The following is a 25849-nucleotide window of genomic DNA, read 5'->3' on the forward strand; positions in this document are numbered from 1 at the left end:
CGCCCGCCGCCCGCCGCCCGCCGCCCGCCGCCCGCAAGGATTGTTGAACGATCCGCGTGTCGGATTGTTCAACAATCCCACGATTCCCCGTAACATGTACCCATGCTTCTGCGGCGTTGCGGAACCGACGCGCTCCTGGTCGAGGTCGACTCCCTGAGCGAGGTCGCGGCCGTCCGCGCAGCCCTCGAACACCTGGACGGCATCGAGGAACTGGTTCCCGCGGCCAGAACAGTCCTGGTCAAGGGCGCACTGACCCACGTCAGACAGGCCCTCGAGACAGTCGACCTGACCAAGGCCCCCACCCAGCACTCCCGCCAGATCACCATCCCGGTCAGCTACGACGGCCCAGACCTGGACCTGGTCGCCGAAACAGCCGGCATCACCGCGAGCGAAGTCGTCGAGCTCCACACCAACGCCACCTACGAGGTCGCGTTCTGCGGCTTCGCCCCCGGCTTCGGCTACCTCACCGGCCTCCCCGAAGTCCTCCAGCAACCCAGGCTCGACTCGCCGCGCACGAAGGTCCCGCAGGGCTCCGTCGGCATCGCGGGCGAGTTCACCGCCGCCTACCCCAGGCCGACGCCGGGCGGCTGGCGGCTCATCGGGCGCACCGAGATCACGCTGTTCGACGCCAAGGCCGAGACCCCCGCGCTGCTGCAGCCGGGCGACCAGGTCAGGTTCGTGGTCGCATGAGCCGCAGGATCACGATCATCAGGACCGGCCCGCAGGCGCTGGTCCAGGACCTCGGCCGCCCCGGCAACGCCCACCTGGGCGTGCCGCCGTCGGGGGCGCTGGACCAGCACTCCCTCAGGCTCGCCAATCGGCTCGTGGGCAACGACGAGAGTGCGGCCGGGCTGGAACTGCTACTCGGCGGCCTCGTGATCAGCGCCGGCACGAGTTGCACGGTCGCCGTCACCGGGCCGGCCGTCGAGGTCCGCGTCAACGGCAGGCTCGCCGACTCGCACCACCCGATTCACCTCGAACAGGGCGCGAAGCTGGAGGTCGGCACCCCGAACACCGGGCTGCGCAACTACCTCGCGATCTCCGGCGGCGTCGACGTGCCACCGGAACTCGGCAGCCGCTCCACGGATCTGCTCTCCGGAATCGGTCCAGACCCGTTGCGGGACAACGACGTCCTGCACCTCGGGACGCCGGGGTTGCCCGAAGGTGCCGATGTCGTGCCGCCGCACGAGGCGCTGCAAACGTTGGTCATCCCGATCCGGCTCGGGCCGCGCGACGACTGGTTCGACGAGGCGGAAACCCAGTTGCGGCAAGGCAGGTGGACGGTGTCGGACCGGAGCAACCGGGTCGGCGCGAGGCTGCAGGGGACGAAGCTGAATCGTCGTGACGGGGAGATTCCCAGCGAAGGAATGATCACCGGCGCGGTCCAGGTGCCGCCGGACGGGCAGCCCGTGGTGTTCCTCAACGACCATCCGACCACCGGCGGTTACCCCGTGATCGGTGTGGTGGACAACGATTTCCTCGGTGCGATCGGGCAGGCGCGGCCTGGCACGGAGGTCAGGTTTCGGACGATCGACTGAAGAACAGCACCGTTGACGGAAGTGGTCCAGACCAAATACCGTAACTCGCAGCCGCCGCGGAATCTCTACCAAACTGGAGTTCCGCATGCGCCGGATCCCTGCCCTGTTAACAAGTCTGGTAGCACTCCTAGCTCTGGCGGTCCCTGCACAGGCCGCCACGGGCATCACTGCGACCTTCTCCCGCACCGGGACGACCGGCAAGTTCGTCGTCGCCAACGCGAGCACCGCCGCGCTCAACGGGTGGTCGGTCAAGTTCGACCTCCCGGCCGGCGTCACGGCGAGCAGTCCGCAGAACGCGACGATCACCCAGAACGGCACGCGGGTGACGCTCACCCCGGCCTTCTACATCAACAACCTTCCGCCGGGACGCAACACCGAGCCCTACAGCCCGACGTTCACGTTGAGCGCCGCGGCCGACCCCACCGGCTGCAAGATCAACGGCATGGAGTGCGACGGCAGCGGCACAGCACCACCGGCGCCGACCGGACTGACCGCCGACTACTCGGTCTCGAGCGGCACGGCGAAGTTCGTCGTGCGCAACCACGGGACCGCCGCCGTCAGCGACTGGTCGATCTCCTTCACGCTGCCCAGCGGCGTGACGGTCAGCAACGGCCAGAACGGCACGGTCAGCCAGAGCGGCAACCAGGTCACCGTCACCCCGATCCACTACAACAAGACCATCAACGCGGGCGCCAGCACCGAGCCCTACAGCCCGACCTTCTCCATCAGTTCGAACGTCGACCCGGTGACGTGTCGCGTCAACAACGCCAACTGCGACGGCAGCGCTGACACTCCACCAAGTGTCCCAACGGGTCTCACGAGTCCGAGCAAGACCACGCGCACGGTGAGCCTGCAGTGGAACGCGTCCACGCCGGGTTCACTGCCGGTCGCGAGCTACGACGTCTACAACGGCTCCAGCGTCGTCGGCACCTCCACCACGACGTCCACGATCATCACCGGCCTGAACCCGAACACCGCGTACTCGTTCACGGTGCGGGCAAAGGACACCAAGGGCGCACAAAGCGGACCCAGCGCCGCCCTCAACGTCACCACCAACAACCCCGCCAACGACACCACGCCGCCGACCGCGCCGGGCAACCTGCGTGCGACGGCCAAGGACGCGGGCAGCATCACGCTGGCGTGGAACGCCTCCACGGACAACAGCGGGATCGCGAACTACGACGTCTACGTGGGCTCGACCGTGAAGACGACGGTCGCGGGCACCACGGCCGTGGTCAGCGGCCTCTCGCCGTCCACCAACTACACGTTCACCGTCCGGGCGCGGGACATCTACGACAACCTCTCGACCCCGAGCAACGCGCTGAACGAGCGCACCGGTGACATCGTCGGCGGATACGCCCGTGTCGGGTACTTCGTGCAGTGGGGCATCTACGGACGCCAGTACTTCGTGAAGGACATGGACGCCGCGAAGATGACGCACGTCAACTACGCGTTCGGCAACATCGACCCCGTCAACCTGACGTGTCTGCATGGCGTCACGAAGGGCACGAGCCCGAACCCGCAGGACCCGAACCAGGGCGATGGCGCGGGCGACGCGGAAGCCGACTACAGCAGGCCGATGAGCGCGGCCCAGTCCGTCGACGGCGTCGCGGACAGCGGCTGGGAACCGTTGCGCGGCAACTACAACCAGCTCAAGAAGCTCAAGGCGAAGCACCCGAACCTCAAGGTGCTGATCTCGCTCGGCGGTTGGACGTACTCCAAGTACTTCTCCGACGTCGCGGCGACGGACGCGGCGCGCAAGAAGTTCGTGTCGTCCTGCATCGACGTCTACATCAAGGGCAACCTGCCCGTGTACAACGGAGCCGGCGGCCCGGGGTCAGCAGCGGGGATCTTCGACGGCATCGACCTCGACTGGGAGTGGCCGGGCGCCGAAGGCCACGCGGGCAACCACTTCGGACCGCAGGACAAGGTCAACAACACCCTGCTGATCGAGGAGTTCCGCCGGCAGTTCGACGCGCTGAGCACCACCACCGGCAAGCGCTACCAGCTCACGGCGTTCACCCCGGCCGACCCCGCCAAGATCGAGGCTGGCTGGGAACTCGGGCGGGTCGCGCAGTCGATGGACATCTTCAACGTCCAGGGCTACGACTTCCACGGCTCCGGCAGCGACAACTCGTGGGAGCCCAACCGCACCGGCCACCAGGGCAACCTCTACCCGGACCCGGACGACCCGTACACGACCAAGTTCAGCGTCGAGAGCACCGTGCAGGCCTACCTCGACGCGGGCGTGCCGTCACGCAAGATCACGCTCGGGCTCGCGTTCTACGGCCGCGGCTGGCAGAACGTGGTCAACGGCGGCAAGAACGGTGAGTGGCAGACCGCGGGAGGTGCGGCTCCGGGGCAGTTCCCGGAGGAGTCGGGCACGCGCGGATACGCCAACCTCATCGCTTCGGTGCCGAACTGCACCGTCCACCACGACGAGGTCGCCGTGGCGACGTCCTGCTACACCGGCAACCAGTGGTGGACCTTCGACGACGTGTGGTCGATCCAGAAGAAGACCGCGTGGTTGAAGTCGAAGAACCTGCTGGGCGCGATGTTCTGGGAGATGTCCGGTGACCGCGGCCCGTTGATGGCCGCGGTCGACGCGGGTCTCAAATAAAGATCAGTACTCGGACTCGTACAGGCCCTGCAGCTCGGTCAGCAGGGCCGCCGAGTCGGGCAGCTGCTTGCCGTCCAGCACGGTCACCCGCGTGATCTTGCGGACGCTCGAGCAGAGGAACACGCCCTCGGCGTCGTAGAGCTCGCCGGTCTGGATCGGCTCCACGAGCACGGTCCAGCCGGCGCGCTCGGCGGCGCGGAACAACGCGTACTGCGTGGTGCCGGGCAGGATGCCGAGCTTCGACGGCGGCGTCACCAGGGTCTTGCCGCGCACCAGGACCAGCGTCGAGGTCGGGCCTTCGAGCACGAAGCCGTCCGACGTCGTGAAGACGACCTCGTTGGCACCGCGGCGCTCGGCCTCGCGCAGCGCGGCCATGTTGATCGCGTACGACAGCGACTTGGCGCCCAGCAGCAGCCACGGCGCGCGGTCGGCGAGGTCCGCGTCGATGCCGCGGTCGAGCGTCACCGCGGACAGGCCCTCGGCACGCTGCTTGAGCACCTTCGCGCCGATCTCCATGCCCAGCGCGAAGCCGGTCGGCGTGCCGTCGCCGCCCTCGACACCGCGGGTGTAGATCAGCTTGAGGGCGAACTCCGAACCGCCGGTCCAGTTGCCGACGACGAGCTCGACCGCGCGCTCGAACTCCGCGCGGGGAGGGGGCTCCATGTCGAGCATGGCCGCGGACCGGTCGAGCCGGTCGAGGTGGGGCGTGAGTTCACGGGGCTTCCCGCCGACCACGAGGATCGTTTCGAACACGCCGTCACCGCGCATGAGTCCCAGGTCCTCGACGCGGATCTGCGGCGAGTCGGGGTCAGCGAGGGTTCCGTCGAGCAGTGCCAGCACGCGCATGGGACGAGCCTACTAACATCACTGGCGTGGAGACCGCAAGAGGCCTGCGCAAAACGCTGCACGACCGCGGCATGAGGATGACGCCGCAGCGTCAGCTCGTGCTGGACGCGGTCCGGTCGCTGGAACACGCGACACCCGAGCAGATCTGTCAGCGCGTCCAGGAGACGGCGCCGACGGTCAACATCACCACGATCTACCGGACGCTCGATCTCCTCGACCGGCTCGGACTGGTTCGGCACACGCACCTTGGCCACGGTGCGCCGAGCTACTCGGTCGACGATCACCAGCACGTGCACCTCGTGTGCCACGTGTGCGGCTCGATCCAGGAAATCCCGTGTGAGCTTCTCGACCCGTTGGTCGGAACATTGCGGGAGCGCGACGGGTTCGAACTTGATGCAAGCCATCTCGCGCTGTCCGGCACGTGCCGAGACTGTTTGAAGCAGGAGCAGGAGACCGAGTGAGCCTCCCCGGAGCCGTCCCGCCGCCCGACGATTCCACCGACGCAGGCGTGGCCTGGCACTACGGCGACCCGTTCGCCGAACAGCGCTCGGCCGTCCGTTCGGTGGTCGTGGTCGACCGCTCGAACCGGGGTGTCATCGCGATCCCGGGCGAGGACCGGCTCAAGTGGCTGCACCAGCTCACGAGCCAGCACTTCGAGCAGCTGGGCGAGGGCGCGTCCACCGAGGCGCTGATCCTCGACGCCCAGGGCCGCCTGGAGCACCACATGGTCGTCGCGAACGTCGGCGGCACGGTGTTCCTCGACGTCGAGAAGGTCGACGACCTGCTGGCGTACCTGAAGAAGATGGTCTTCTGGTCCAAGGTGGAGCCGCGCGACGCCTCGGCGGAGTTCGCGCTGCTGACGATCACCGGGCCGGACGCGCCCGCGTTGCTCGACAAGCTCGGCATCCCGCAGCCGTCGCACGTGGGCGCGCTCGGCGAGGGCTTCGTGCGCCGCACCTCGTGGCCCGGCCAGAACTCGTACGACCTGCTGGTCCCGCGCGCCGAGAAAGCGGCGTGGTGGGAGCGCATCACGGACGCCGGCGCACGCCCTGCGGGCAGCTACGCGTTCGAGGCGCTGCGGGTCGAGTCGCTGCGCGCACGGCAGGGCATCGACACCGACGAACGCACGATCCCGCACGAGGTCGGCCTGATCGACCCGGCCGTGCACCTGAACAAGGGCTGCTACCGCGGCCAGGAGACGGTCGCCAAGGTCCACAACGTGGGACGCCCGCCCAGGCGAATGCTCCTACTCCACCTGGATGGTTCTGCCGACGCCCAGCCGGAGACCGGCGACCCGGTCACGCTGGACGGCAGGGCCGTGGGCCGGGTGGGCAGCGTGGTGCTGCACCACGAGCTGGGCCCGATCGCGTTGGCGCTGGTCAAGCGGTCCGTGCCGATCGAGTCGGAACTCGTCGCGGGGGCTCCCGAACGGGAGGTCCAGGCACGGATCGACCCCGATTCGGTGCCGCCGGACACCCCCGGCCTGGGCCGGGAAGCGGTGCGCAACCTGAGGGCGTAGCAGCGCCGGACCGCTACAGTCCCGGTACATGTCCCTGGGCACGCTCATCACTGTCGCTCCTACCGGAGCGGAGCACGCGAAAGCCGACGTCCCGCAGCTTCCGGTGACCCTGGAAGAGCTCGTTTCCACGGCGCAGAGCTGCGAGCAGGTCGGCGCCGCGATGATCCACGTCCACATCCGCGGCGAGGACGCGAAGCCGTCGCTCGACCTCGGCCGGTTGAAGGCCACCGTCGAGGCGTTGCGCTCCGAGACGAACCTCGTCGTGCAGCTGTCGACCGGCGGGTCGGTGCACGACCCGGAGGAGCACCGGCTGCGCGTGCTCGACGCGATGCCGGACTCGGCGTCCTGCACGATGGGCACGGTCAACTTCGGTGACGACGTGTTCATGAACCGCTGGGAGTTCATCGTCTCCCTGCACAAGGGCATGCAGGAACGCTCGATCCTCCCGGAGTACGAGATCTTCGACATCGGGCAGCTCGCGTCGCTCAAGCGCCTGCTCGACCAGCACGGCCTGCCCGCGGGCGGCCACGTGCACGTCGACTTCGTGATGGGCGTGCCCGGCGGCATGCCCGGTGACGCCGCGACCCTGGTCGCCGCAGTGAACGCTCTGCCGGACGGGGCAACGTTCTCCGCCACCGGGATCGGCCGGACCACCCTCCCAGTGATGTTCACCGCTTTGGGTGCGGGTGGCCACCTCCGAGTGGGTATGGAAGACACGGTGAGCTACTCGCGGGGGGTGCCGGTGCGGGACAACGCACAGCTCGTGGCACGTGCCGCAGGTCTCTCCAAGATCGCCCAGCGACCCGCTCTGACCCCGGACGAGGCGCGAAAGCTGCTGGGCGTGCACATTTGAGACAAGTTTGGTGCATGGGATGTGTTGGCGGGTAGGGAGGAACTACCGCAGGATGGACACGTGATCGAGGTGCGTCCTGGCGGGCGCCGCCGAATCGACAGGGTGCTCGCCCCCGACTACACGGAGGGCGTCGAGCAGCGCCCGCTCGTCGAGGTGCGCGAACTCCGCGACGAAGCTGCGCAGGAAGAGACAGATCTGTCCTACCTGCGGCGGTTGTTGCACGCGCGCATCGACATCGTGCGTGCGGAACAAGAGCGTCGTAGCTCTGGTGGCTCGGCCGTGGTCGACCAACTGGCGACCATCCTCTCCACGAACGCCGTGGGTCCCGCGACCGGTCTAGGCCGGTACCAGACCCATGAGCCGTCACGTGCTGATGCTCATCAACGGCACGTCGAGGCGCTCATCTCCGACGTGGACCTCTCCGACGTGAGCTCCCTGGACGACTCGAAGCTCGTCGAGGTCCTGGAGACGTTCATCTCGGAAGAGGCGTCCGTGTCGGTGCGGCGACGCGAGGTGCAGGTGGTGGTCGACCGGCTCAACGCCGAGATCGCCGCCCGCTACCAGCGCGGGAGTGCGTCGGTGGACGAGCTGCTGGCCGCTGAGCGCGGCCACCATCGTCCCAAGAGGTAAGACGTCCTTTCCACTTTCTGAGCAGCCGACCTAGCGTGCCCTCATGGGGTATCGCTGGGTCGTGCTGTCCGTGGGTGCGGTGGCTCAGGGCACGAACGCGGCCGTCTTCCTCGGCCTGCCGGCCATCAGCCCGCAGCTCCAGCAGCACTTCTCACTGACGTTGCCCCAGGTCGGGCTCCTTCTCGGCGCGGTCAACCTCGGCACGATGATCGCTCTCGTGCCGTGGGGAGTCGTCGCGGACCGACGCGGCGAACGGCTCGTGATGACCATCGGCGGCGTGGGTGCCGCAGCTTGCTTGTTGTCCGTCGCCCTCGGCAACGCCTGGATCGCCGGGCTCGCGCTACTGGGCGCCGGGCTCTTCGGGGCCAGCGTCAACGCGGCCAGCGGCCGGGCGGTCATGTCGTGGTTCAGCAAGGAGTCGCGCGGGCTCGCGATGGGCGTCCGGCAGACCGCGACCCCGCTCGGCGCCGCCCTCACGGCGGCTGTCCTGCCCGGCATCGCCCTCTCCTCCGGGGTGCCCACGGCGTTCGTCGTGCTGGCGGGCGTGACGGCGTTCGTGGCGCTCGCGGTGGCGTTGTTGGTCAGGGAACCACCCGGTGCGATCCGGGCGAACTCGGAGCACGGCCTGGTGCTCAAGGACCCCCGGTTGCTGCGGTTGTCGCTGGCCAGCGGGCTGCTCGTGGTGCCGCAGTTCACCGCCACGGCGTTGATGGTGCCGCTTTTGCACGACCACCGCGGCATGAGCGTCACGGCGGCCGCGGCCGTCTTCGCCGTCGCGCAGGTGCTCGGTGGCGCCGGACGGCTGGCGGTCGGGGTCTGGTCGGACCGGGCACGCAGCCGGATCGGGCCCTTGAAGATCGTCTCCGTGCTCACGGCGGCCGGGTTCGTGCTGGTCGCGTCGCTGGACCAGGCACCCTTGCCGCTGCTGATCGCGGTGCTCGTGCCGACCTCGCTGTGCGCGCTGTGCTGGAACGGGCTGGCGGTCACCGAAGCCGGGGAGCTCGCGCCGGACGGACGCAGCGCCACGGCGATCGCGATGCAGAACTCGGCGAACTACCTGAGTGCGGCGGTGACCCCGTTCGTCGCGAGCTTCGTCGCGGTGTCGGTGGGGTGGCCCGCGGCGATGGTGCTGGCGGCGGTGGCCGCCGTGGTCGCGCGGGTGCTGCTTCAGCCGTGGCGTTCCCTGCGGGCCAGCTCGCCCCAGAACTCGCGCAGCGCCTCGTAGCGCAACGCGACCTCCTCGGCGTCGTCCGCCTCGAGGGCGTCGAGGATGGCGTTCACGTCGGCCGCCGACGTGTCCTCCAGGAGGTCCTTGTCCTCCAGCAGCTGCACCAGGCCGCCGTAGTCGAGCTCGACGGCGGAGTGCGGGTGGAAGTGCTCGAGCCAGTGGCCCGTGTCGGAGAGGACCTTGGCCGGCCCGTCCTCACCCAGTGAGCGCTTCACGGTCTTGAGCGCCCGCGCGACCCGTCGGCGTGCGTCGGCCATGGCCACCCGCCACGACACCTGCCGTTCGGGGTCGTCCTGGGCGCTGGCGAGCACCACGCGGCGCTGGGCGGGGTCGACGAGGGCGAACCAGGGCAGCGGGATCGTCCAGGTCGTGGAGATCACGTGAACCGCGCCCGCGGAGAGTTCGGTCATCACGGCGGACGCGCGCGCTCGGACCGTTTCCGGTGAAAGGTCGAGGGCGGCGTCCTGGAGGATCGCCGGCGCGGTGGCCAGGAAGCCCACCAGAGCGGCGGCGGAACGGGCCCTGAGGTCCAGCGGGCACACGAGCGGCCCCGGTCCGACGCGGGCGGCCTCGGAGGTCGGAACCTCGGCCGGACTGATCGTCATCACGTCGAAGGACTCGCCCGGGAGGAGCTTTTGTCCCAACTGTGATCGCAACCACAGCTCTCGTTCCCTCTCGCCCACCTCCGCGCGGGGGACAGGGCCCGCTTCCAGGGCTTTTTCGACCTTGGAAGCTAGCGTTGCGTCCAAGACCGATAACGGTTCGTACACCCGTAGGTAGGCGACGAACGGTCTGGGCACGTGTGCATCCTTCCACGCGAGGGGGGCCATGAGATTTGGCGGCACGTGTCACGCCTACCGCGTCGCGAGGAACCCCATCGGCACGGTACGGTAGTTACCAGGAATCAGTTGTCGAGACGAGTGGGGCCGCCGTTCCCCCGGCCGCCCCCGTCCCTGTGCGAGGGGGTCGAGCCATGGGGCGCGGCCGAGCTAAGGCCAAGCAGACGAAGGTCGCCAGGGAGCTCAAATACAGCTCTCATGAGACCGACTTCGCTGCGTTGCAGCGCGAGCTGTCGACTGATGAAAGGTCGGCGAACGGGAGTAGTGGTGGCGACGAGCCACACGACGACCCGTACGACGACTACGACGATTACCGTCGCTGAATTCAGCCTTCGGAGTTCAAGGGTTGGGCAACCGGTGACCCCGGTGCCCAGCCCTTGAACTCTGAGGGCTCTTTCAGAACGCCCTGGCGTACTGCTTCGGCGCCCTGACCTCCACACCCAGCCGGCCTGCCGCGTGCAACGGCCAGTACGGGTCGCGGAGCAGTTCGCGCGCGAGCAGGACCAGGTCGGCGGAACCGTCCGTCAAGATCTGTTCGGCCTGCTTCGCCTCGGTGATCAGGCCGACCGCACCCGTGGGCACGTCTGCCTTGCGTCGCACAGCTTCGGCGAGCGGCACCTGGTAGCCGGGCCCGATCGGGATGTCCGCCTGCGCGGTGTTGCCGCCGCTGGACACGTCGATCAGGTCCGCACCCGCGGCCTTGAGCGCCTGTGCCAGCACGACGCTGTCGTCGGCCGTCCAGCCGCCCTCGACCCAGTCGGTGCCCGAGATCCGCACGAACACGGGCACGTCCGGGCCGACCGCTGCCCGCACGGCCGCGGTGACCTCGACGGGCAGGGCGATGCGTTCCTCGATGCTGCCCTCGTTCGTGAGCGGCGAGTAGAACTCGTGCAGCAGGTAGCCGTGCGCGGCGTGGACCTCGAGGACCTCGAACCCGGCCTCGATCGCCCGCAGCGCGCCGTCGACGAACGCCTTCACGATCTGCGTGGTGTTCGTCAGCTTCTCCGGCTGGTTGCCGCCGGGGAACGGCTCGGTCGTGGGCGCCACCGGCACCCAGTCGCCGATCGCCTTGCGCCCGGCGTGCGCGAGCTGGATCGCGGGCACCGCGCCGTGCTCCTTGATGAACGCCGTGACGGGCTTCCAGGCCTCGACCTGCTCGTCGTTCCAGATGCCGGTGTCCTGCGGCGAGATGCGGCCACGCGCCTCGACGGCCGTCGCCTCGGCCATGACGAGGCCGGCGCCACCCACCGCGCGGGAGCCCAGGTGGACGAGGTGCCAGCTGGTGGGCACGCCGTCCTCCTTGTCGACCGAGTACTGGCACATCGGGCTGACCGCGATGCGGTTCGGCAGCGTGACCGAGCGCAGGGTCAGCGGGGAGAACAACAGGCTCACGGGAGCTCCCTCGAACGTTCGTAGACCTAACTAAATGTTCAAGGGGTGGGCTCAGCGAGTTGTTCCCCGCGATGGGGTCGTCTCAGTCACTGAACAGCGACGCGGAGACACGGGCCGGCGTGAAGCCAGGAGGCCAGATCGTCCTCCGGTCGACGCGGGCTCCGGTGAGGGCCGCTTTGTCCAGGTTGGCGGCTCGCATGTCGGCACCGCGCAGGTCCGCGTTCGTGAGGTCGGCGGCGCGGAGATCGGCACCTTCGAGGCAGGCGCCGCGCAGGGACGCCTCGCGCAGGGAGACTCCTCGCAGGTCAGCGCCGCGCAGGTCGACGTGGGACAGGTCCAGCGCCGCGCGGGGCTCTCGGGTGAGGATCGCCAAGGCCGTCTCGACGTCCAGTTCCGGGCTCCCGCCAGCGGGCAGCGCCGGGTGCTCCGCAGCCGTCCAGGGAGATCGTTCGCGCAGGAAGTCCCCGACGGTGACGTCCACGAGCAGGCGGCTCTTCGCGGACTCCTCCGCGATCTCTTCGAGCAGGTGCAGCCCGCTGACCCTGAGCTCGGCCTCGTCGCTCTCCAGCAGCTTGACGGCGCGGCGGTACCCGTCGACGAGCTGGCCGTCCCTGACCTGGAGCCAGGCCAGGGCACCGGCCGCGACGATCAGCAGCGCTCCGGAGAACGACGGCAGCACCGAGCGAGGAGCGGTCGGCGGCACCAACAGGGCGACACCCAGCGCGAGCAGGGCGACCGCCCCGAGCCTGACCATCCGCTTGCTCACGGAGAGTCATCTTCGCGACCCCAACCGCCCGGCGGTATCCGCTGTTGGAGTTCACAATCCGGCTGCAGAGAGTGGTCTGGGTGCACAGGCCGCGCAACGTGTGATCAAGAAGGTCGCGGACGCCTACACGGCGCTACACGCGAGCATTCGAGTCGGGAACCTCGGCAAGCCTCGTTCGAAGCGCCGGGTGAAGGCCGAGTCGAAACCGATCGCGTTCCGGCTGGATGCGGCGCAGCCGTTCGACGACCGGTGCCTGTCGTGGAACCAGGACGCGGGCAGCGTGTCGATCTGGACCACGGCGGGCCGGATGAAGGACGTGCGGTTCGCAGGTTCTCCTCACCGGCTCAAGACCTGCGCGAGTACCGCAAGGGCGAGAGTGATCTGCTGCACCGCGACGGCATGTGGTTCCTGATGGCGACCTGCGAGGTGCCCGAGGAGTCGCTGTTCGAGCCGGTCGACTGGCTCGGCGTGGACCGGGGCATCGTGAACCTCGCGACTACCAGCGACGCGGACAACTTCCAAGGCCGCGGGCTGAATCGCTACCGACGCTGGCACGCCCGCGTCCGCTCCGAGTTGCAAGCCAGAAGGACGAAGTCAGCGACCCGACGACTGAAGAGACGAGCGCGTCGTGAGCGACGGCACGCGGCACACGTCAACCACAAGATCGCCAAGCAGTTGGTGGCTGTTGCCGAACGCACCGGTCGCGGGATCGCGTTCGAGGACTCGAGCGGCATCCGCGACCGGGTCACGGTTCCCCGGCACCAGCGAGCCACCCACAGCTCTTGGCCGTTCCACCAGGGACACCTTCTGTTGTCGCTGGTGCGGTCTCGCTGGACCCGCCGACGTCGTCGCCGCCGTGAACGTCCGAAACCGGGCACGGTCGGCGTGGGTGCACGTCAACGCACCCGAACCCGCCGCCGCATCAGCGGCGGGTTGATGCGGCCCGCACGCCACACCCAGTGGCGCACGGAGAACGCGACCCGGCTTGAAGGTTCGAGCATCACGCTCGTCCTTCAGAACTGAGAAGTTGACCTGAGGTAGCGGACCTGCTTGGCCTTGCCTTCCTGCACCTCGTCACGGGCTCGGGAGATCTCCGACCGGTGCGACACCTCCGGCACGCCGACCTCCCACCACGCCCCGGCCTCCGTCCACGACGAAGGATGCGTGCGGATCACGACCACGGCCGGCCGCTTCTCGGCGACGGTCACCTCGCGGGCCTTGCGGTAGGCGCCTTCGAGGTCGCCCAACGAGTCCACGGTGAACACCGCGCAGCCCATCGCGGAGGCGTGGGCGGCGAAGTCGGTGCGCGGGGGTTCGGGGTGCGCCGAGGTGCAGTCGGCGTAGAGGTTGTTGAAGCCCGCGCCGCCTTGGCCCGTCTGCAGGCGGTGGATCACGGCGTAGCCGTCGTTGTCGCAGACGACCGCGACGAAGCCGTGGCCCGCGAAGGCGGCGGAGAAGAGTTCGGAGTTCAGCATCAGGTAGCTGCCGTCGCCGAGCAGGGTGGTGACGACGCCCTGGGTGTGGGCGATCGCGGCTCCCCAGGCGCCGGCCAGTTCGTAGCCCATGCAGGAGAAGCCGTACTCGACGTCCATCGTGGACTCGCCGGTGGCGCGCCAGCCGCCGATCAGTTCGCCGGGGAGGCCGCCGGACGCGGTCATGACGTAGTCGGTGGGCTCGCTGACATCGTTCACGACGCCGACCACCTGGGCGTAGGTCGGGAGACCCTCGCCCGGGGTGCGCAGCTTCGTGATGTGCGCGTCCCACCTCGTGCGTTCTGCCAGCGCCTTCGAGGCCCACTCCGGCGACGCCTGCCAGGAGCCGAGGACGTCGGTGAGTTCGCGCAGGCCCTCGTCGGCGTCGGCGACCAGGGCGAACGCGCCGTGCTTCACGGCGTCGAAGCGGGCGGCGTTCAGGGACACGAGGTGCGCGTCCGGGGAGAAGACGGTCCAGGAGGCGGTCGTGAAGTCCTGCAGGCGGGTGCCCACGGCGATGACCAGGTCCGCTTCGCCGGCGAGGACGTTGGCCGAGGTCGAGCCGGTGATGCCGAGCGGACCGGCGTGCAGCGGGTGCTCGTGCGGGATCAGGGTGCGGCCGGCGGTGGTCTCGACGACCGGGATGGTGTGCTGCTCGGCGAAGCGCAGGGCTCGACCTGCCGCGCCCGAGTAGCGGACGCCGCCGCCCAGGACCAGGAGCGGGCGGGAGGCGTTGCGGATCGCCGACGCGGCCTCGGCCAGTGCGACGAGGTCGGGGCGTTGGCGCAACGGGCGGTGGACGATCGGGGCGAACAACGCGTCGGGGAAGTCGTAGGACTCCGCCTGGACGTCCTGCGGCAGCGCCAGGGTGACCGGGCCGCAGTCGGCCGGGTCGGTGAGGACACGGGCCACCTGCGGCAACGTCGAGAGCAGCTGTTCGGGACGGGTGATGCGGTCGAAGTAGCGGCTGACCGCGCGGAACGCGTCGTTGACCGTGGCGGTCGGGTCGTGGAAGTGCTCGACCTGCTGGAGAACGGGGTCCGGGGCCCGGCCGGTGAAGGTGTCGCCCGGCAGGAGCAGCAACGGCAGGCGGTTGGCGTGCGCGACGCCCGCCGCGGTGACCATGTTCAGCGCGCCGGGGCCGATCGACGACGTGGCGACGCCGACCTGGCGGCGGTGGGTGGCCTTGCTGATGCCGACGGCGGCGAGGGCCATGCCCTGTTCGTTGTGCCCGCGCCACACCGGGATCCGGTCGCGGACCTCCTCCAGCGCGTTGCCGAGGCCGAGGACGTTGCCGTGGCCGAAGATCGCGAACACGCCGGGGAACAGCGGCGCCTGGGAGCCGTCGAGGAGTTCGGTGCGCTGGGCCAGCATCCAGCGGACCAGTGCCTGCGCGGTCGTCAGCTTCACTTCACTCGCCCCTCAGCGGTCGTGACCGGGCAACGGGGATCCAGTTCCTGGGTGGCCCAGCTGTCGCGGATCCAGGTGTGTGCCGGGTCGTCGCAGAACGCCATCGAACGTTCAGGGCCCGGACCTGCGAGAACATTCAGGTAGTACATGGGATATCCCGGCGCCGCGACGCACGGGCCGTGGTAGCCGCGCGGGATCAGGAAGACGTCGCCGTCCCGCACGGTCACGTCCTCGTCGATCGTGCCGTCGTCGGTGTACGTGCGGTGGAAGCCGAAACCGGTGCGGGACGGGGTGACGCCGTCGCGGTCGGCGATGCGGAAGTAGTAGATCTCCTCGTTGTTCACCTCGCACGGTTCGGACTCGTCGTGCTTGTGCGGCGGGTACGAGGACCAGTTGCCGTCCGGGGTGATGAGCTCGCACGCGTTGAGCTTGTCCGCGTGATCCCAGACGCCGGGGACGCCGAAATTCGTGACCTGGCGGGTGGCGTTGCCGGAGCCGCGCACCTCGACCGGGACGCCTTCGGCCGGACCGTACTTGGGGGTCAACCGGTTCTCGCAGCGCGCCATGGGAAGAGCGACCACGCATCCGTCCTCTGAGGACAGTCGGACGGAGGCGTCGCGCGGCACGTAGGCGAAGTCCGTGACGCGGGTGAAGACCGACTCACGGCCCTGCAGCTCGTACCGCTCGTCGTCGACCTCGACCACCAGCGAGCCGGCGAGCGGCAGCACGAACGCCTCGAACTCGCCGGTCTCGATCGTGCGCACCCACCCTGCCTCGATCTCCAGCACGCGCAGGCCCGTGTAGGTCCAGCCCGCGTCCTCGGGGGATAGCGAGATCACGTCGGTCGAGGTCGAGAGCGTCCCGTGTGGACGGTGCAGGGTCATTCCGTGATCCCCTTCGCGGTACGGAGGATTTCGGCGGCGGCGGCAACGGCGGCGGCGACATCGCCGTCCGGCGGGTAGAGCAACGCGCGTCCGACGACGAGGCCGCGCACGGTCGGGTGCTGCAGCGAACGGCCCCACGACGCGAGGTCGTCTGCGGGATTCGCGGACGGCACACCGCCGAGCACCAGCGCGGGCAACGCGGTGGTGTCCAGCACGATCTCCGGCTCCTCCGGCGCGGGCAGCTTCAGCCAGGTGTAGGCCGAGGTGGCACCAAGTCCCGCAGCGACAGCGGAAGCCCGCGAGAGAGCCGCGGCATCCTTCTGCAGCACCAGCTTGTCGTTGTGATCACGCTTGTACGGCAACGGTTCGACCATCGCCATCAGGCCGTGCTCGGCGAGTTCGGTGACGGCCCGCGCGCAGCCTTCGAGCGTCGGGATCGTGCCGGGGTCCGAGTCGACCAGGCGCAGCAGCATCTTGCCGCCGTCGAGCCCGAACGTGGCGATGGACGACGCGTCGTACGCGGTGAACCTGTCGTCGATCTCCCAGTCCGCACCGGCCAGGCCGCCGCGGTTCATCGAGCCGATGACCACGCGATCGTTCAGGCCGTCCAGCAGCAGCAGGTCCTCGATCACGTCGGGCGTGCCGAGCACCCCGTCGACGTCGGGGTTCGCCAGCGCCGTCAGCAGACGGGCCAGCAACGAGCGGCGGTCGGCCATCGCCATCGGGTCGCCGCCGACGCCGAGCGCACCGCGTGCCGGGTGGTCCGCCGCGACCAGGAACAGCGTGGACTTGCCGTTCAGCAACGAGTGGCGCCGCTTGCGCGACTGGTAAGCCCGCCGGATCGAGCCAGGGTCCTCCGCCCGCCGCCACAACAGTTCACGCCACTGGCCGTCGGTGATCACAGCAGTTCCTCGATCTCTTCCTGGTCGGGCATCGCGTCGGCACAGGCCAGCCGGGACGCCACGATCGCGCCCGCCGCGTTGGCGTAGCGGGCGATCTTCACCGGGTCCCAGCCGGACAGCAGGCCGTGCACGACCGAACCGCCGAACGCGTCGCCGGCGCCCAGGCCGCAGACGACCTCGACGGGGTTCGGCTCGACGGTCCACCGGCCCTCGGGCGTGGCGACGAGAACACCCTCGGCGCCCTTTTTGACCAGTGCCAACGAGATCCCGCGGTCCAGCAGCCGGGACGCGGCCTCGTCGGGGTCGGACGTGCCGACCGCGATCTCGCACTCGGTCCGGTTGCCGACGGCGACCGTCACGTGGTCGAGCATCCAGCTGATCTCGGCTCGCGCGGTCTCGACGTCCGGCCAGAACATCGGCCGGTAATCCAAGTCCAGCACCGTGTGGCCGCTGCGGGCCCGTGAAGCCAGCATCATCCGTTGCGAACCTCGGGACGGCTCGGCGGAAACGCCCGTGCCCGTCACCCACAACAGCGGGACGTCACGCACCAGCGACCACGGCACGTCGTCCTCGCCGATCGTGAGGTCCGGCGCGGTCGGCAGGCGGTAGAACAGCAACGGCGGGTCCGCGGGCGGGTTGAGCTCGCAGAACACCACCGGTGTCAGCAGGTCCGGCGAGGTGCCGACGTACTTCGACGACACGCCGAAGCCCTCCAGCGCCTCGCGGACGTAGGTGCCGAAGCCGTCCGGGCCGACCTTCGTCAGCACCCCGGCACGACGGCCGAGCCGCGCGGCGGCGACCGCGACGTTGGTCGCGGTCCCGCCGAGCGACTTGGCGAAGGTGCTGACCTGGGCCAGCGGCACCCCGGACTGCTCCGGGTACAGGTCCACCCCGACCCGGCCCACGGTCAGCACTTCCAGTGAGGTCACGCCTCGACACCTCGCAGCTCGTGCTCCAGCGCTTCGAGTTCGGCACCGCCGGCCATCTGCTTGGTCAGCTCGTTGATGTCGATCTCGGACTTCTCGTAGCTGCCCAGCGCGCGGCCTCGCTTGAGCAGCAGGAACCGGTTGCCGACCGGGTAGGCGTGGTGCGGGTTGTGGGTGATCAGCACGACGCCGAGGCCACGATCACGTGCCTGGGCCACGTACTTCAGCACCACTCCGGCCTGCTTCACGCCCAGCGCCGCCGTCGGTTCGTCGAGGATCAGCACCTTGGCGCCGAAGTGCACGGCGCGGGCGATGGCGACGCACTGCCGTTCACCACCGGACAGCGTGCCGACCGGCTGTTCGACGTCGCGGAGGTCGATGCCCATGTCGGACAACGCCTTCTTGGTGATCTCCTTGCCCTTCTTGCGGTCCAGGAAGCCGAGCTTCGTCGTCGGTTCCGAACCCAGGAAGAAGTTGCGCCACACCGACATCAGCGGCACCACCGCGAGGTCCTGGTACACGGTCGCGATGCCGCGGTCCAGGGCCTCGCGGGGGGACGAGAAGCGGATCTCCTCGCCCTCGACCCTGAACGAGCCCTGGTCGTGCTGATGGACACCGGCCAGGATCTTGATCAGGGTCGACTTCCCGGCGCCGTTGTCGCCGAGCACGCAGGTGACCTCACCCGCGTTGACCACGGTGGACACCTCGCTCAGCGCGATGACGCTGCCGTAGGTCTTGCCGATGTTCTCGGTCTCGATCAGTGACGTCATCGCCTGACCCTCTCCGCCCGGCGGCGCAGCATGTTGTTGACCAGCACGGCGGCCAGCAGCATCACGCCGAGGAACAGCTGGAACCAGTCGCTGTTCCAGCCGGCGTAGACGATGCCCTGCCGGGCCATGCCGAAGATCAGCGCGCCGATCGCCGCGCCCACCGCGGAACCGAAGCCGCCGGTGAGCAGGCATCCGCCGATCACGGCCGCGATGATGTACTGGAACTCGAGGCCGATGCCCTGGTTCGCCTGGACGCTCGCGTACCGCAGGATGTTGATCGAGCCGACGAGCCACGCGGCGAACGCCGTCGTCATGAACAGCAGGATCTTCGACCGCACGACCGGCACGCCGACCGCGCGCGAGCTCTGCGAGGCGCCGCCGATCGCGAAGATCCAGTTGCCGAACTTGGTGCGCATCAACACGGTCGAGGCCACCACGGTGAACAGGACCCACCAGATGATCGACACGTAGAAGCTCGTGCCGCCGATCTGGAACGTCGAGGCGAACAGGAACCCGGCCGATTCGTAGCCCGCCGCGTCCCGCATGCCCGACACCTGCACGCTGCCCGTGACCAGGCGCGTGATGCCGAGGTTGAGGCCCTGCAACGCGAGGAAGCTGCCCAGCGTCACGATGAAGCTCGGCAGGCCCGTGCGCATCACGAGCCAGCCGTTCAACGCGCCCACCGCCAGTGCGAAGGCGAGCGACACCAGCAACGACAGCCAGACGTTGAGTCCCAGCTGGGTGGCGAGGAGAGCCGTGACGAGCGCGGTGGACGCGGTCATGACGCCGGCGGACAGGTCGAACTCGCCGCCGATCATGAGCATCGCCACCGCGACCGCCATGATCCCGAGCATGGAGGCGTCGTCCAGCCAGGTGGCCGCGCCCCCGATGCTCAGGAACTGCTCGGTGACCACGGAGAAGAACAGGAACACCAGCAGTGCGCCGAGCATCGCGCCGATCTCAGGGCGCTTGATCAGTTGATCCATCGCCTTGGGCTTGCCCAGCCGTTCGTCGGCAGCCGGTGGAGCTGTGGCTGTCACGGTCATCTCCCCGCCTCCTCCTTACCTCTTGCCGTTCTTGGCGTACTCCGCGACCTTGTCCACGTTGGACTTGTCGACGAAGCCGGGTCCGGTGAGGACGGGCTTGCCGCCACCGAGCGTGTTCGCGTTGTCCTTGAAGAGCTTCAGCATCACGATCGGCAGGTAGCCCTGCTGGTACTGCTGCTGGTCGACGGCGAAGAGCACGTCGCCGGCCTTGATGGAGCTGACCACGTCGGCGTTCAGGTCGAACGTCGCGACCTGCGCCTTCGAGCTCGCGCCCTTGATGGCCGACGCCGCGTTCACGGCGACCTGCGGGTTGAGCGCCAGCACGCCGTCGACCGCGGTGTCGGACTGCAGCTTGGCCTTGATGCGGGCCTCGATGTCGGTCGGGTTGGAGATGTCGACCTGGAGGTTCTCCACCGCGCCGCCGAAGCCGGAGCGGGCGCCGTCGCAGCGCTGGTTGAGGCCCGAGTTGCCGGCCTCGTGGATCACGCAGAGCAGCTTGGTCTTGCCGGCGGCCTTGAGCTTCTTGCCGGCTTCCTCACCGGCGATCGACTCCTCCTGGCCGACGTGCGCCATGGCACCGAACTCCGCGCTCTTCGCGCTGCCGGAGTTGATCGTGATGACCGGGATGCCCGCCTTCACCGCGTTCTCGATGGACGTCTTCAGCGCGTCCGGGTTCGCCATCGACACCACGATGCCGCCGACCTTCTGCGACACGGCGTTGTCGATCAGCTTGGCCTGGGCGCCAGGATCGCCGTCGGAGTTGTAGGTGACGCCGGCGCCGAGCTGCTTGGCCGCGTCCTCGGCGCCGACCTTCACGACGCTCCAGAACGCGTCACCCGCGGTGCCGTGCGTGATGACGGAGACCTTCAGGTCACCCGACGCGGCCGGTGCACTGTTGTTGCCCGTGTTCTGCGACTGAGTACCGGTGGGACCGCTGCACGCGGCGAGTAGAGCAACACCCGCGAGCGCGATGCCCGCACGGATGACCAGACGAGACTTCATCGTCTCCAGTCCCTTCAGAGGATCTTGCTGAGGTGCGCAAGACTGCGCGCGGTGTCCTGAAGTGGCTTGTCCACCGGACTTCCGTCCTTGAGCTGGGTGTCCTGCTCAAGCACGAACCAACCGGTGTAGCCCGCCTCCTGGACGAGCTCCACCAGCGCTTCCACGTCCACGTCGCCGTCCCCGAGCGGCACGTAGATGCCCTGTTCCACGGCATCGGTGTAGCTGAGCTCGCCGCTGCGCACCTTCGCCGCGATCTCGCCACGCACGTCCTTGAGGTGCACGTGACCGATCCGGTCCGGGTAGCGGCGCGCCAGCTCGACCGGGTCCGTGCCACCGATGAGGAGGTGGCCGGTGTCCAGGCAGAGCTGGAGATCGGAGTCCGCGAGGAACCTGTCGACCTCCGCCTCCCGCTCGACGTGGGTGCCCACGTGCGGGTGCAGCACGGTTTTCAGGCCGTGCGCCGCAGCGATCTCACGGATCTTCGCGCAGGTGTCGACGAGCGTGTTCCACTCGTCGTCGGTGAGCTTCGGCGTCTCGTCGTAGCCGTCGATGCCGGTCGCGGCGGCGAGCACCAGGACCTCGGCGCCACCAGCCCTGAGGATCGCGGCGACGCGGTCAGCTTCGTCCAAAGTGGACTGGACGTCGGTGTGCAGCGTGACGGCGAGGAAGCCGCCGACGAGGCTCAGGTCGTGACCTCGCAGGAGCGTCCTGAGCTGTGCGGGGTCGGCCGGGAGGTAGTCCGGCGGGCCGAGTTCGGTGGCGGTGAGGCCCAGGGAGTGCATCTCGCTCAGCACGGTCTCTGACGGGAGCACGGTGCCCCAGCCCGGTACCTCGCACACGCCCCAGGAGATCGGTGCCCCAGCGATCTTCGCCATGCCTAGTTCCCCTCGATCCTCACCGGTGCGCCGCTGCGGCGCGACTGCTCACAAGCTTCTGCCAGGCGGAGGCTGATCAAACTCTCTCGCGCCGGGGACGGGTTCGCGACCTCGCCCTTGATGACCTGCGTGAACAGGTTCATCTCGTTCACGTACGCACGGTGGAAGCGCTCCGGGAAGCCGGGGTAGGCGTCCGCTCCGGCCACGTGACCGCCGGGCTCCAGCGAGTTCAGCGGGGTCTTCGGGTCGACGCCCGCGACCAGCGAGTCCTTGCTGCCCAGCACCTCGATGCGGTGGTCGTAGCCGACCGGATCGTGTCGTCCGCCGGCCAGCGTGGCGTGCGCGCCGCCCGCGAACTTCAGCACCACGACGGCGTTGTCGACGTCGTCGGCGTCCGCGAAAGCCTGGTGCACCAGCACGGAACCGCTCGCGTAGACCTCCACGACCGGCTCGCCGACGAGCCACGGCACGCAGTCGAGGTCGTGGATCAGCAGGTCGCGGAAGATGCCACCGGAGGCGGGCAGGTAGGAGAAGTCCGGCGGGTTCGCGTCGTTGCCGACGGCCCTGACCAGGTAGATGTCGCCGACCTCGCCTGCCCTGATGCGGCGGTTCAGCTCGTAGATCGCCGGGTCGAACCGGCGCTGGAAGCCCACGAGGACCTCGACACCCGACCTGTCGACGTCCGCGATCAGCGCGGCCATCTCGGCGACGTCGCTCGCGATCGGCTTCTCGCACAACGTGGGAACGCCCTTGCCGATCGCCGCGCGCAGCATCTCGGGGTGCGTGTTCGTCGGGGTGGCCAGCAGCACCCCGTCGACGTTGCCCAGCAACGTGTCGAGGTCGTCCACGGCCTTGGTCCCGGCGAGTTCCGCAGAAGCCTGCGCTGCCCTGCCGGGCACCGGGTCGAAGAGGAGCACCTCGTCGACCCGATCCAGTGCGGCGAGGTTGGTCGCATGCATGGTGCCGATCCTGCCGACACCCGCTACTCCGATCCGCATCGCAGGTTTCCCCTGTTCATCGCGTTGATCTGTTAGAGCGCTCTATTGGTTGGAGCGCTCCAATGCTGTAACTTCGGCCACAGGGTGTCAAGAGGGGAGGTGGTTGCGAAGTGGTCAGGCCGACGATGGAGGACGTCGCTCTGCGGGCCGGCGTGTCCCGCGCACTGGTGTCGCTGGTGATGCGCGGTTCACCCAAGGTGAGCGAGCTGCGACGCAGCGCTGTGCTGAAGGCCGCGGAGGAGCTGGGGTACTCCCCGCACGCCATGGCGCGATCACTGGCCTCGCGCACGTCGACCGTTCTCGGCGTGATGGTGTCCGACCTGCACAACGCGTTCTTCGCGGAGGTCGTGGACGGCATCGACGAGGTCGCGCGCGAGCAGGGCTTCGACATCATCATCAACACCGGCGGCCGTTCTCCCGCCCGTGAACGCCGGGCCCTGGAATCGCTGCTCTCCTTCCGTCCCGCCGGACTCGTCCTGCTGTCGCCGGTCGTTCCCGCTACCGCGATCGGCAAGGCAGCCGAACAACTTCCCGTGGTTCTGGTCGCGCGCTCGTCCCGTGTCTCCACAGTGGACACCGTGAACGACGACGGCGAGGTCGGCGCGCGGCTGGCCGTCGACCACCTTGTTTCGCTGGGACACAAGCGCATCGCCCATTTGGACGGCGGTGAGGGCACTCAAGCCGGGCCTCGTCGGCGTGGCTATGTTGCCGCCATGGAAGCGCACGGGCTTGCGCCGCAGGTCGTGTCGTCCGAGTACACCGATGCGGCCGGGGCACGGGCGATTCGCTCGTTGATCGCCGACGACGCTCTGCCCACGGCCATCCTGTCCTGCAACGACTTCAACGCCGTCGGCGCGATCTCCGCCTTGGAGGACGCCGGGCTGTGCGTGCCTCAGGACGTGTCGGTCGTGGGGTACGACAACACCTCGCTGGCCGCGTTGCGCCACGTCTCGCTGACCACGATCGACCAGCCCCGTGCCGAGTTCGGCCGGTTGGCCGCGGACGCGCTTCTGCAGCGCGTTCGTGAAGAGCGCACCGAACCCGTGCGCCATCTCCTCAATCCCTCTCTCGTAGTCCGCACCACGACAGCTCCCCCAGGAGGACCGCGTTGAGCACCATCCCCCACTGGATCGACGGCGCCCGCACCACCGGGGTGTCGTCCCGGACCTCGGACGTCTTCAACCCGGCCACCGGTTCGGTGGCCGCACAGGTCGTGCTGGCCGAGCAGGCCGACGTCGACCTCGCGGTCTCCTCGTCGCTGAAGGCCGCGCAGTCTTGGTCGGAGTCCTCGCTGTCGACGCGGTCGCGGATCCTGTTCGCCTACCGCCACCTGCTGCACACCCACCGCGACGAGCTGGCCGCGATCATCACGTCCGAGCACGGCAAGGTGCTCTCGGACGCCGCCGGCGAGGTGCAGCGAGGCCTGGAGGTCGTCGAGTTCGCGTGCGGCATCCCGCAGCTGCTGAAGGGCGAGCACTCCGAGCAGGTCTCGCGCGGCGTCGACGCGTACTCGTTCCGGCAGCCGTTGGGTGTCGTCGCGGGCATCACGCCGTTCAACTTCCCCGTGATGGTCCCGATGTGGATGTTCCCCATCGCGATCGCCTGCGGGAACACGTTCGTTCTCAAGCCTTCCGAGCGCGATCCGTCGGCTTCCCTGCGGCTGGCCGAGCTGTTCCAGGAAGCCGGACTGCCCGACGGCGTGCTGAACGTCCTGCAGGGCGACGCCTTCGCGGTCAACGCACTGCTCGATCACGCGGATGTGGCTGCGGCGTCGTTCGTCGGCTCCACCCCGATCGCCCGGCACGTGTACTCGCGCGGCACGGCGGCAGGCAAGCGCGTGCAGGCTCTGGGCGGCGCGAAGAACCACATGGTGGTGCTGCCCGACGCCGACCTCGACGTGGCCGCCGACGCCGCGGTCTCCGCCGGCTACGGCTCCGCGGGCGAGCGGTGCATGGCGATCTCGGTGGTCGTGGCTGTCGGAGAGACCGGCGACGAACTGGTCTCGAAGATCGCGTCGCGCACCCGTGAGCTGCACCCGTCCGTGTTGCCCGGCACCGACCCCGCCGCGCAGATGGGGCCGTTGGTGACCGGCGTGCACCGGGATCGCGTCCGGTCCTATGTGGATGCCGGAGAGGCAGCGGGCGCGTCACTGGTGGTGGACGGCCGTGACTACGCACCTGAAGGACACCCGGACGGCTTCTGGCTCGCGCCGACGTTGTTCGACCACGTCACCCGCGACATGTCCATCTACACCGACGAGATCTTCGGGCCGGTGCTCGCGGTCGTGCGCGCCGAGACGTTCGAAGACGCGCTGGAGCTGGTGAACGCCAACCAGTACGGCAACGGCACGGCGATCTACACGGGTGACGGGCTTGCTGCTCGTGAGTACCAGCGGCGGGTGCACGTCGGGATGGTCGGCATCAACGTGCCGATTCCCGTGCCGATGGCCTACTACTCGTTCGGCGGGTGGAAGGACTCGCTGTTCGGGGACACGCACGTGCACGGGGCTGAGGGCGTGAAGTTCTACACGCGCGCCAAGGCTGTGACGTCTCGGTGGCCGCAGCAGCACGGCGTGAACCTGGGCTTCCCCACGCACGGCTGACCCGTTCAGAGCAACGGCCGCCCTGTCCGCATCAAGCGAACAGGGCGGCCGTTTCCATTTGGTACGAACCACTTTCAGCCGGAACAGCTCGCTGATCTGGACAGATGAACTAAGCGAACGATTGTCCTGCTGAAATCGTGGCCAATTTCGCTGATCTTGGAATATCCGCGCGCGATGGATCGACTCGACAAAGGTGCTGGACACGGAGGTAAGATCCGCGTTCACACCGCCGAACATCCCTTCCTTTCTCGCGGACGCCGCAACGTTCGTTACACCCTGAAAGGAAGAAGAACGCCCTCAGCAGGAGGACCGAACACGATGTCGCCCACTGAGGACGACAGTCCTTTCGCGACGGCCTGCCGCGCCGGCACCCGTGAGGAGCTCATCTGCGCATTGGACCGACTGCGCCAGTCGCGAGGCCTTTCGTACCGGGAGGTCTCGATCAACGCGGGTGAGTTCGCGCTGGCCAAGAGCAGCGCGCACGCCATGTGCACCGACCGGCCGCCCAAACAGGAGGACAAGCTCAGAGCGTTCCTGACCGGCTGCGGAGAGCCGGAGGAGGCGCTCGACGGCTGGGTGGAGCAGTGGAGGCGCGTGACGGCCTCCCGCGCCAACAGGAGGCCGCACCCCGCTGCTCAGCTGGTCCAAAGCTCGGCCAGGGGTTCATCACCACCGGAATGACGCTCCGGCGCGTGCGCGAGCCTAACGTTCCGGCAGAACGCCGACCACGG

The 25849-nt window shown here is 68.8% G+C and carries 26 protein-coding genes; 13 read left to right on the plus strand and 13 right to left on the minus strand.

What is annotated here, in order from left to right; all coding sequences use genetic code 11:
• Window positions 1-102 precede the first annotated feature (102 nt).
• The 3 genes from pxpB to IEY88_RS24805 all read left to right on the plus strand — a co-directional run bounded on the left by pxpB (window position 103) and on the right by IEY88_RS24805 (window position 4158).
• Window positions 103-690: a 5-oxoprolinase subunit PxpB gene (gene pxpB, locus IEY88_RS24795; RefSeq protein WP_189157247.1), complete on the plus strand. Its 588-nt coding sequence runs from the start codon at window positions 103-105 to the stop codon at window positions 688-690.
• On the plus strand, window positions 687-1538 hold the full coding sequence (locus tag IEY88_RS24800) for a 5-oxoprolinase subunit C family protein (RefSeq protein WP_189157248.1): 852 nt from the start codon (window positions 687-689) through the stop codon (window positions 1536-1538). Before pxpB ends, IEY88_RS24800 begins: the two co-directional genes overlap by 4 nt.
• A gap of 85 nt (window positions 1539-1623) precedes the next feature.
• Window positions 1624-4158 carry a glycosyl hydrolase family 18 protein gene (locus IEY88_RS24805; RefSeq protein WP_189157249.1) on the plus strand — a complete coding sequence of 845 codons (2535 nt, stop codon included), beginning with the start codon at window positions 1624-1626 and terminating at the stop codon, window positions 4156-4158.
• A gap of 3 nt (window positions 4159-4161) precedes the next feature.
• Here IEY88_RS24805 and IEY88_RS24810 read toward each other — a convergent pair whose 3' ends face one another.
• Window positions 4162-5004, minus strand: coding sequence for an aminodeoxychorismate lyase (locus tag IEY88_RS24810; protein WP_189157250.1), 843 nt, complete (start codon window positions 5002-5004; stop codon window positions 4162-4164).
• A gap of 71 nt (window positions 5005-5075) precedes the next feature.
• Between IEY88_RS24810 and IEY88_RS24815 the strand changes: the two genes are divergently transcribed.
• From IEY88_RS24815 to IEY88_RS24835, 5 genes are read left to right on the plus strand one after another with little or no spacing between them, the layout of a single operon-like run.
• Window positions 5076-5465, plus strand: a complete 390-nt coding sequence (locus IEY88_RS24815) for a Fur family transcriptional regulator (protein ID WP_189157542.1) — start codon at window positions 5076-5078, stop codon at window positions 5463-5465.
• On the plus strand, window positions 5462-6523 hold the full coding sequence (gene ygfZ / locus IEY88_RS24820) for a CAF17-like 4Fe-4S cluster assembly/insertion protein YgfZ (protein ID WP_189157251.1): 1062 nt from the start codon (window positions 5462-5464) through the stop codon (window positions 6521-6523). Before IEY88_RS24815 ends, ygfZ begins: the two co-directional genes overlap by 4 nt.
• A 28-nt stretch (window positions 6524-6551) precedes the next feature.
• Window positions 6552-7376: a beta-keto acid cleavage family enzyme gene (locus IEY88_RS24825; RefSeq protein WP_189157252.1), complete on the plus strand. Its 825-nt coding sequence runs from the start codon at window positions 6552-6554 to the stop codon at window positions 7374-7376.
• 60 nt (window positions 7377-7436) lie between these two features.
• Complete coding sequence (locus IEY88_RS24830; RefSeq protein ID WP_189157253.1) at window positions 7437-8006, plus strand: RsiG family protein; 570 nt, start codon at window positions 7437-7439, stop codon at window positions 8004-8006.
• Window positions 8007-8049: 43 nt separating this feature from the next.
• Entirely contained in the window at window positions 8050-9231 is a 1182-nt protein-coding gene (locus IEY88_RS24835) for an MFS transporter (RefSeq protein ID WP_189157254.1), read from the plus strand.
• Here IEY88_RS24835 and IEY88_RS24840 read toward each other — a convergent pair.
• Window positions 9174-10034 (minus strand): DUF8083 family protein, encoded by an 861-nt coding sequence (locus IEY88_RS24840; protein ID WP_189157255.1) that lies wholly within the window; start codon window positions 10032-10034, stop codon window positions 9174-9176. The genes IEY88_RS24835 and IEY88_RS24840 overlap by 58 nt on opposite strands.
• Window positions 10035-10207: 173 nt before the next feature.
• On the opposite strand from IEY88_RS24840, the gene IEY88_RS24845 reads away from it, so the two are divergent.
• Window positions 10208-10396, plus strand: coding sequence for a DUF3073 domain-containing protein (locus IEY88_RS24845; protein ID WP_189157256.1), 189 nt, complete (start codon window positions 10208-10210; stop codon window positions 10394-10396).
• Window positions 10397-10469: 73 nt separating this feature from the next.
• Here the strand turns inward: IEY88_RS24845 and IEY88_RS24850 are convergent, their stop codons facing one another.
• Together IEY88_RS24850 and IEY88_RS24855 are read right to left on the minus strand one after the other, a co-directional pair.
• Window positions 10470-11465, minus strand: a complete 996-nt coding sequence (locus tag IEY88_RS24850) for an NADH:flavin oxidoreductase/NADH oxidase (protein ID WP_189157257.1) — start codon at window positions 11463-11465, stop codon at window positions 10470-10472.
• Window positions 11466-11547: 82 nt separating this feature from the next.
• Window positions 11548-12231, minus strand: coding sequence for a pentapeptide repeat-containing protein (locus tag IEY88_RS24855; protein WP_229693729.1), 684 nt, complete (start codon window positions 12229-12231; stop codon window positions 11548-11550).
• A 258-nt stretch (window positions 12232-12489) separates the two neighbouring features.
• Here IEY88_RS24855 and IEY88_RS24860 point away from each other — a divergent pair, with 258 nt between their 5' ends.
• Window positions 12490-13254: a transposase gene (locus tag IEY88_RS24860; RefSeq protein ID WP_229693730.1), complete on the plus strand. Its 765-nt coding sequence runs from the start codon at window positions 12490-12492 to the stop codon at window positions 13252-13254.
• Here the strand turns inward: IEY88_RS24860 and iolD are convergent.
• The 9 genes from iolD to IEY88_RS24905 are packed head-to-tail and all read right to left on the minus strand — an operon-like array spanning window position 13245 to window position 22516.
• Entirely contained in the window at window positions 13245-15113 is a 1869-nt protein-coding gene (gene iolD, locus IEY88_RS24865; RefSeq protein ID WP_189157258.1) for a 3D-(3,5/4)-trihydroxycyclohexane-1,2-dione acylhydrolase (decyclizing), read from the minus strand. The two genes, IEY88_RS24860 and iolD, sit on opposite strands and share 10 nt — an antisense overlap.
• The gene (iolB, locus tag IEY88_RS24870) at window positions 15110-15997 is read right to left on the minus strand and encodes a 5-deoxy-glucuronate isomerase (protein WP_189157259.1); all 888 of its coding nucleotides are present in this window, start codon (window positions 15995-15997) and stop codon (window positions 15110-15112) included. Before iolB ends, iolD begins: the two co-directional genes overlap by 4 nt.
• Complete coding sequence (locus tag IEY88_RS24875) at window positions 15994-16899, minus strand: Cgl0159 family (beta/alpha)8-fold protein (protein ID WP_189157260.1); 906 nt, start codon at window positions 16897-16899, stop codon at window positions 15994-15996. Before IEY88_RS24875 ends, iolB begins: the two co-directional genes overlap by 4 nt.
• Window positions 16896-17828, minus strand: coding sequence for a 5-dehydro-2-deoxygluconokinase (gene iolC / locus IEY88_RS24880; RefSeq protein WP_189157261.1), 933 nt, complete (start codon window positions 17826-17828; stop codon window positions 16896-16898). The genes IEY88_RS24875 and iolC overlap by 4 nt, the downstream gene beginning before the upstream one ends.
• Complete coding sequence (locus IEY88_RS24885; RefSeq protein ID WP_189157262.1) at window positions 17825-18595, minus strand: ATP-binding cassette domain-containing protein; 771 nt, start codon at window positions 18593-18595, stop codon at window positions 17825-17827. Before IEY88_RS24885 ends, iolC begins: the two co-directional genes overlap by 4 nt.
• On the minus strand, window positions 18592-19641 hold the full coding sequence (locus tag IEY88_RS24890) for an ABC transporter permease (protein ID WP_189157263.1): 1050 nt from the start codon (window positions 19639-19641) through the stop codon (window positions 18592-18594). Before IEY88_RS24890 ends, IEY88_RS24885 begins: the two co-directional genes overlap by 4 nt.
• Before the next feature lie 15 nt (window positions 19642-19656).
• Window positions 19657-20643, minus strand: coding sequence for a sugar ABC transporter substrate-binding protein (locus tag IEY88_RS24895; RefSeq protein ID WP_189157264.1), 987 nt, complete (start codon window positions 20641-20643; stop codon window positions 19657-19659).
• A gap of 14 nt (window positions 20644-20657) precedes the next feature.
• Entirely contained in the window at window positions 20658-21518 is an 861-nt protein-coding gene (locus IEY88_RS24900) for a TIM barrel protein (protein WP_189157265.1), read from the minus strand.
• Between the two features lie 2 nt (window positions 21519-21520).
• Complete coding sequence (locus IEY88_RS24905; RefSeq protein WP_189157266.1) at window positions 21521-22516, minus strand: Gfo/Idh/MocA family protein; 996 nt, start codon at window positions 22514-22516, stop codon at window positions 21521-21523.
• 110 nt (window positions 22517-22626) lie between these two features.
• Between IEY88_RS24905 and IEY88_RS24910 the strand changes: the two genes are divergently transcribed.
• The 3 genes from IEY88_RS24910 to IEY88_RS24920 all read left to right on the plus strand — a co-directional run bounded on the left by IEY88_RS24910 (window position 22627) and on the right by IEY88_RS24920 (window position 25799).
• Complete coding sequence (locus IEY88_RS24910; RefSeq protein ID WP_189157267.1) at window positions 22627-23628, plus strand: LacI family DNA-binding transcriptional regulator; 1002 nt, start codon at window positions 22627-22629, stop codon at window positions 23626-23628.
• Window positions 23625-25118, plus strand: coding sequence for a CoA-acylating methylmalonate-semialdehyde dehydrogenase (locus IEY88_RS24915; protein ID WP_189157268.1), 1494 nt, complete (start codon window positions 23625-23627; stop codon window positions 25116-25118). The genes IEY88_RS24910 and IEY88_RS24915 overlap by 4 nt, the downstream gene beginning before the upstream one ends.
• Window positions 25119-25436: 318 nt before the next feature.
• On the plus strand, window positions 25437-25799 hold the full coding sequence (locus tag IEY88_RS24920) for a hypothetical protein (protein WP_189157269.1): 363 nt from the start codon (window positions 25437-25439) through the stop codon (window positions 25797-25799).
• The last annotated feature ends 50 nt before the right edge of the window (window positions 25800-25849 follow it).

Source organism: Lentzea pudingi (genome assembly GCF_014646255.1).
Lineage (GTDB): Bacteria > Actinomycetota > Actinomycetes > Mycobacteriales > Pseudonocardiaceae > Lentzea > Lentzea pudingi.

Bases quoted from the DNA above. Each gene is read 5' to 3' on its own strand.
- IEY88_RS24805 (WP_189157249.1), top strand. From the start codon at position 1,624: ATGCGCCGGATCCCTGCCCTGTTAACAAGTCTGGTAGCACTCCTAGCT.
- IEY88_RS24920 (WP_189157269.1), top strand. From the start codon at position 25,437: ATGTCGCCCACTGAGGACGACAGTCCTTTCGCGACGGCCTGCCGCGCC.
- IEY88_RS24885 (WP_189157262.1), bottom strand. From the start codon at position 18,595: ATGACGTCACTGATCGAGACCGAGAACATCGGCAAGACCTACGGCAGC.
- pxpB (WP_189157247.1), top strand. From the start codon at position 103: ATGCTTCTGCGGCGTTGCGGAACCGACGCGCTCCTGGTCGAGGTCGAC.
- IEY88_RS24890 (WP_189157263.1), bottom strand. From the start codon at position 19,641: ATGACCGTGACAGCCACAGCTCCACCGGCTGCCGACGAACGGCTGGGC.
- IEY88_RS24810 (WP_189157250.1), bottom strand. From the start codon at position 5,004: ATGCGCGTGCTGGCACTGCTCGACGGAACCCTCGCTGACCCCGACTCG.
- IEY88_RS24835 (WP_189157254.1), top strand. From the start codon at position 8,050: ATGGGGTATCGCTGGGTCGTGCTGTCCGTGGGTGCGGTGGCTCAGGGC.
- IEY88_RS24845 (WP_189157256.1), top strand. From the start codon at position 10,208: ATGGGGCGCGGCCGAGCTAAGGCCAAGCAGACGAAGGTCGCCAGGGAG.
- IEY88_RS24900 (WP_189157265.1), bottom strand. From the start codon at position 21,518: ATGGCGAAGATCGCTGGGGCACCGATCTCCTGGGGCGTGTGCGAGGTA.
- iolB (WP_189157259.1), bottom strand. From the start codon at position 15,997: ATGACCCTGCACCGTCCACACGGGACGCTCTCGACCTCGACCGACGTG.
- IEY88_RS24825 (WP_189157252.1), top strand. From the start codon at position 6,552: ATGTCCCTGGGCACGCTCATCACTGTCGCTCCTACCGGAGCGGAGCAC.
- IEY88_RS24905 (WP_189157266.1), bottom strand. From the start codon at position 22,516: ATGCGGATCGGAGTAGCGGGTGTCGGCAGGATCGGCACCATGCATGCG.
- IEY88_RS24815 (WP_189157542.1), top strand. From the start codon at position 5,076: ATGAGGATGACGCCGCAGCGTCAGCTCGTGCTGGACGCGGTCCGGTCG.
- IEY88_RS24800 (WP_189157248.1), top strand. From the start codon at position 687: ATGAGCCGCAGGATCACGATCATCAGGACCGGCCCGCAGGCGCTGGTC.
- IEY88_RS24895 (WP_189157264.1), bottom strand. From the start codon at position 20,643: ATGAAGTCTCGTCTGGTCATCCGTGCGGGCATCGCGCTCGCGGGTGTT.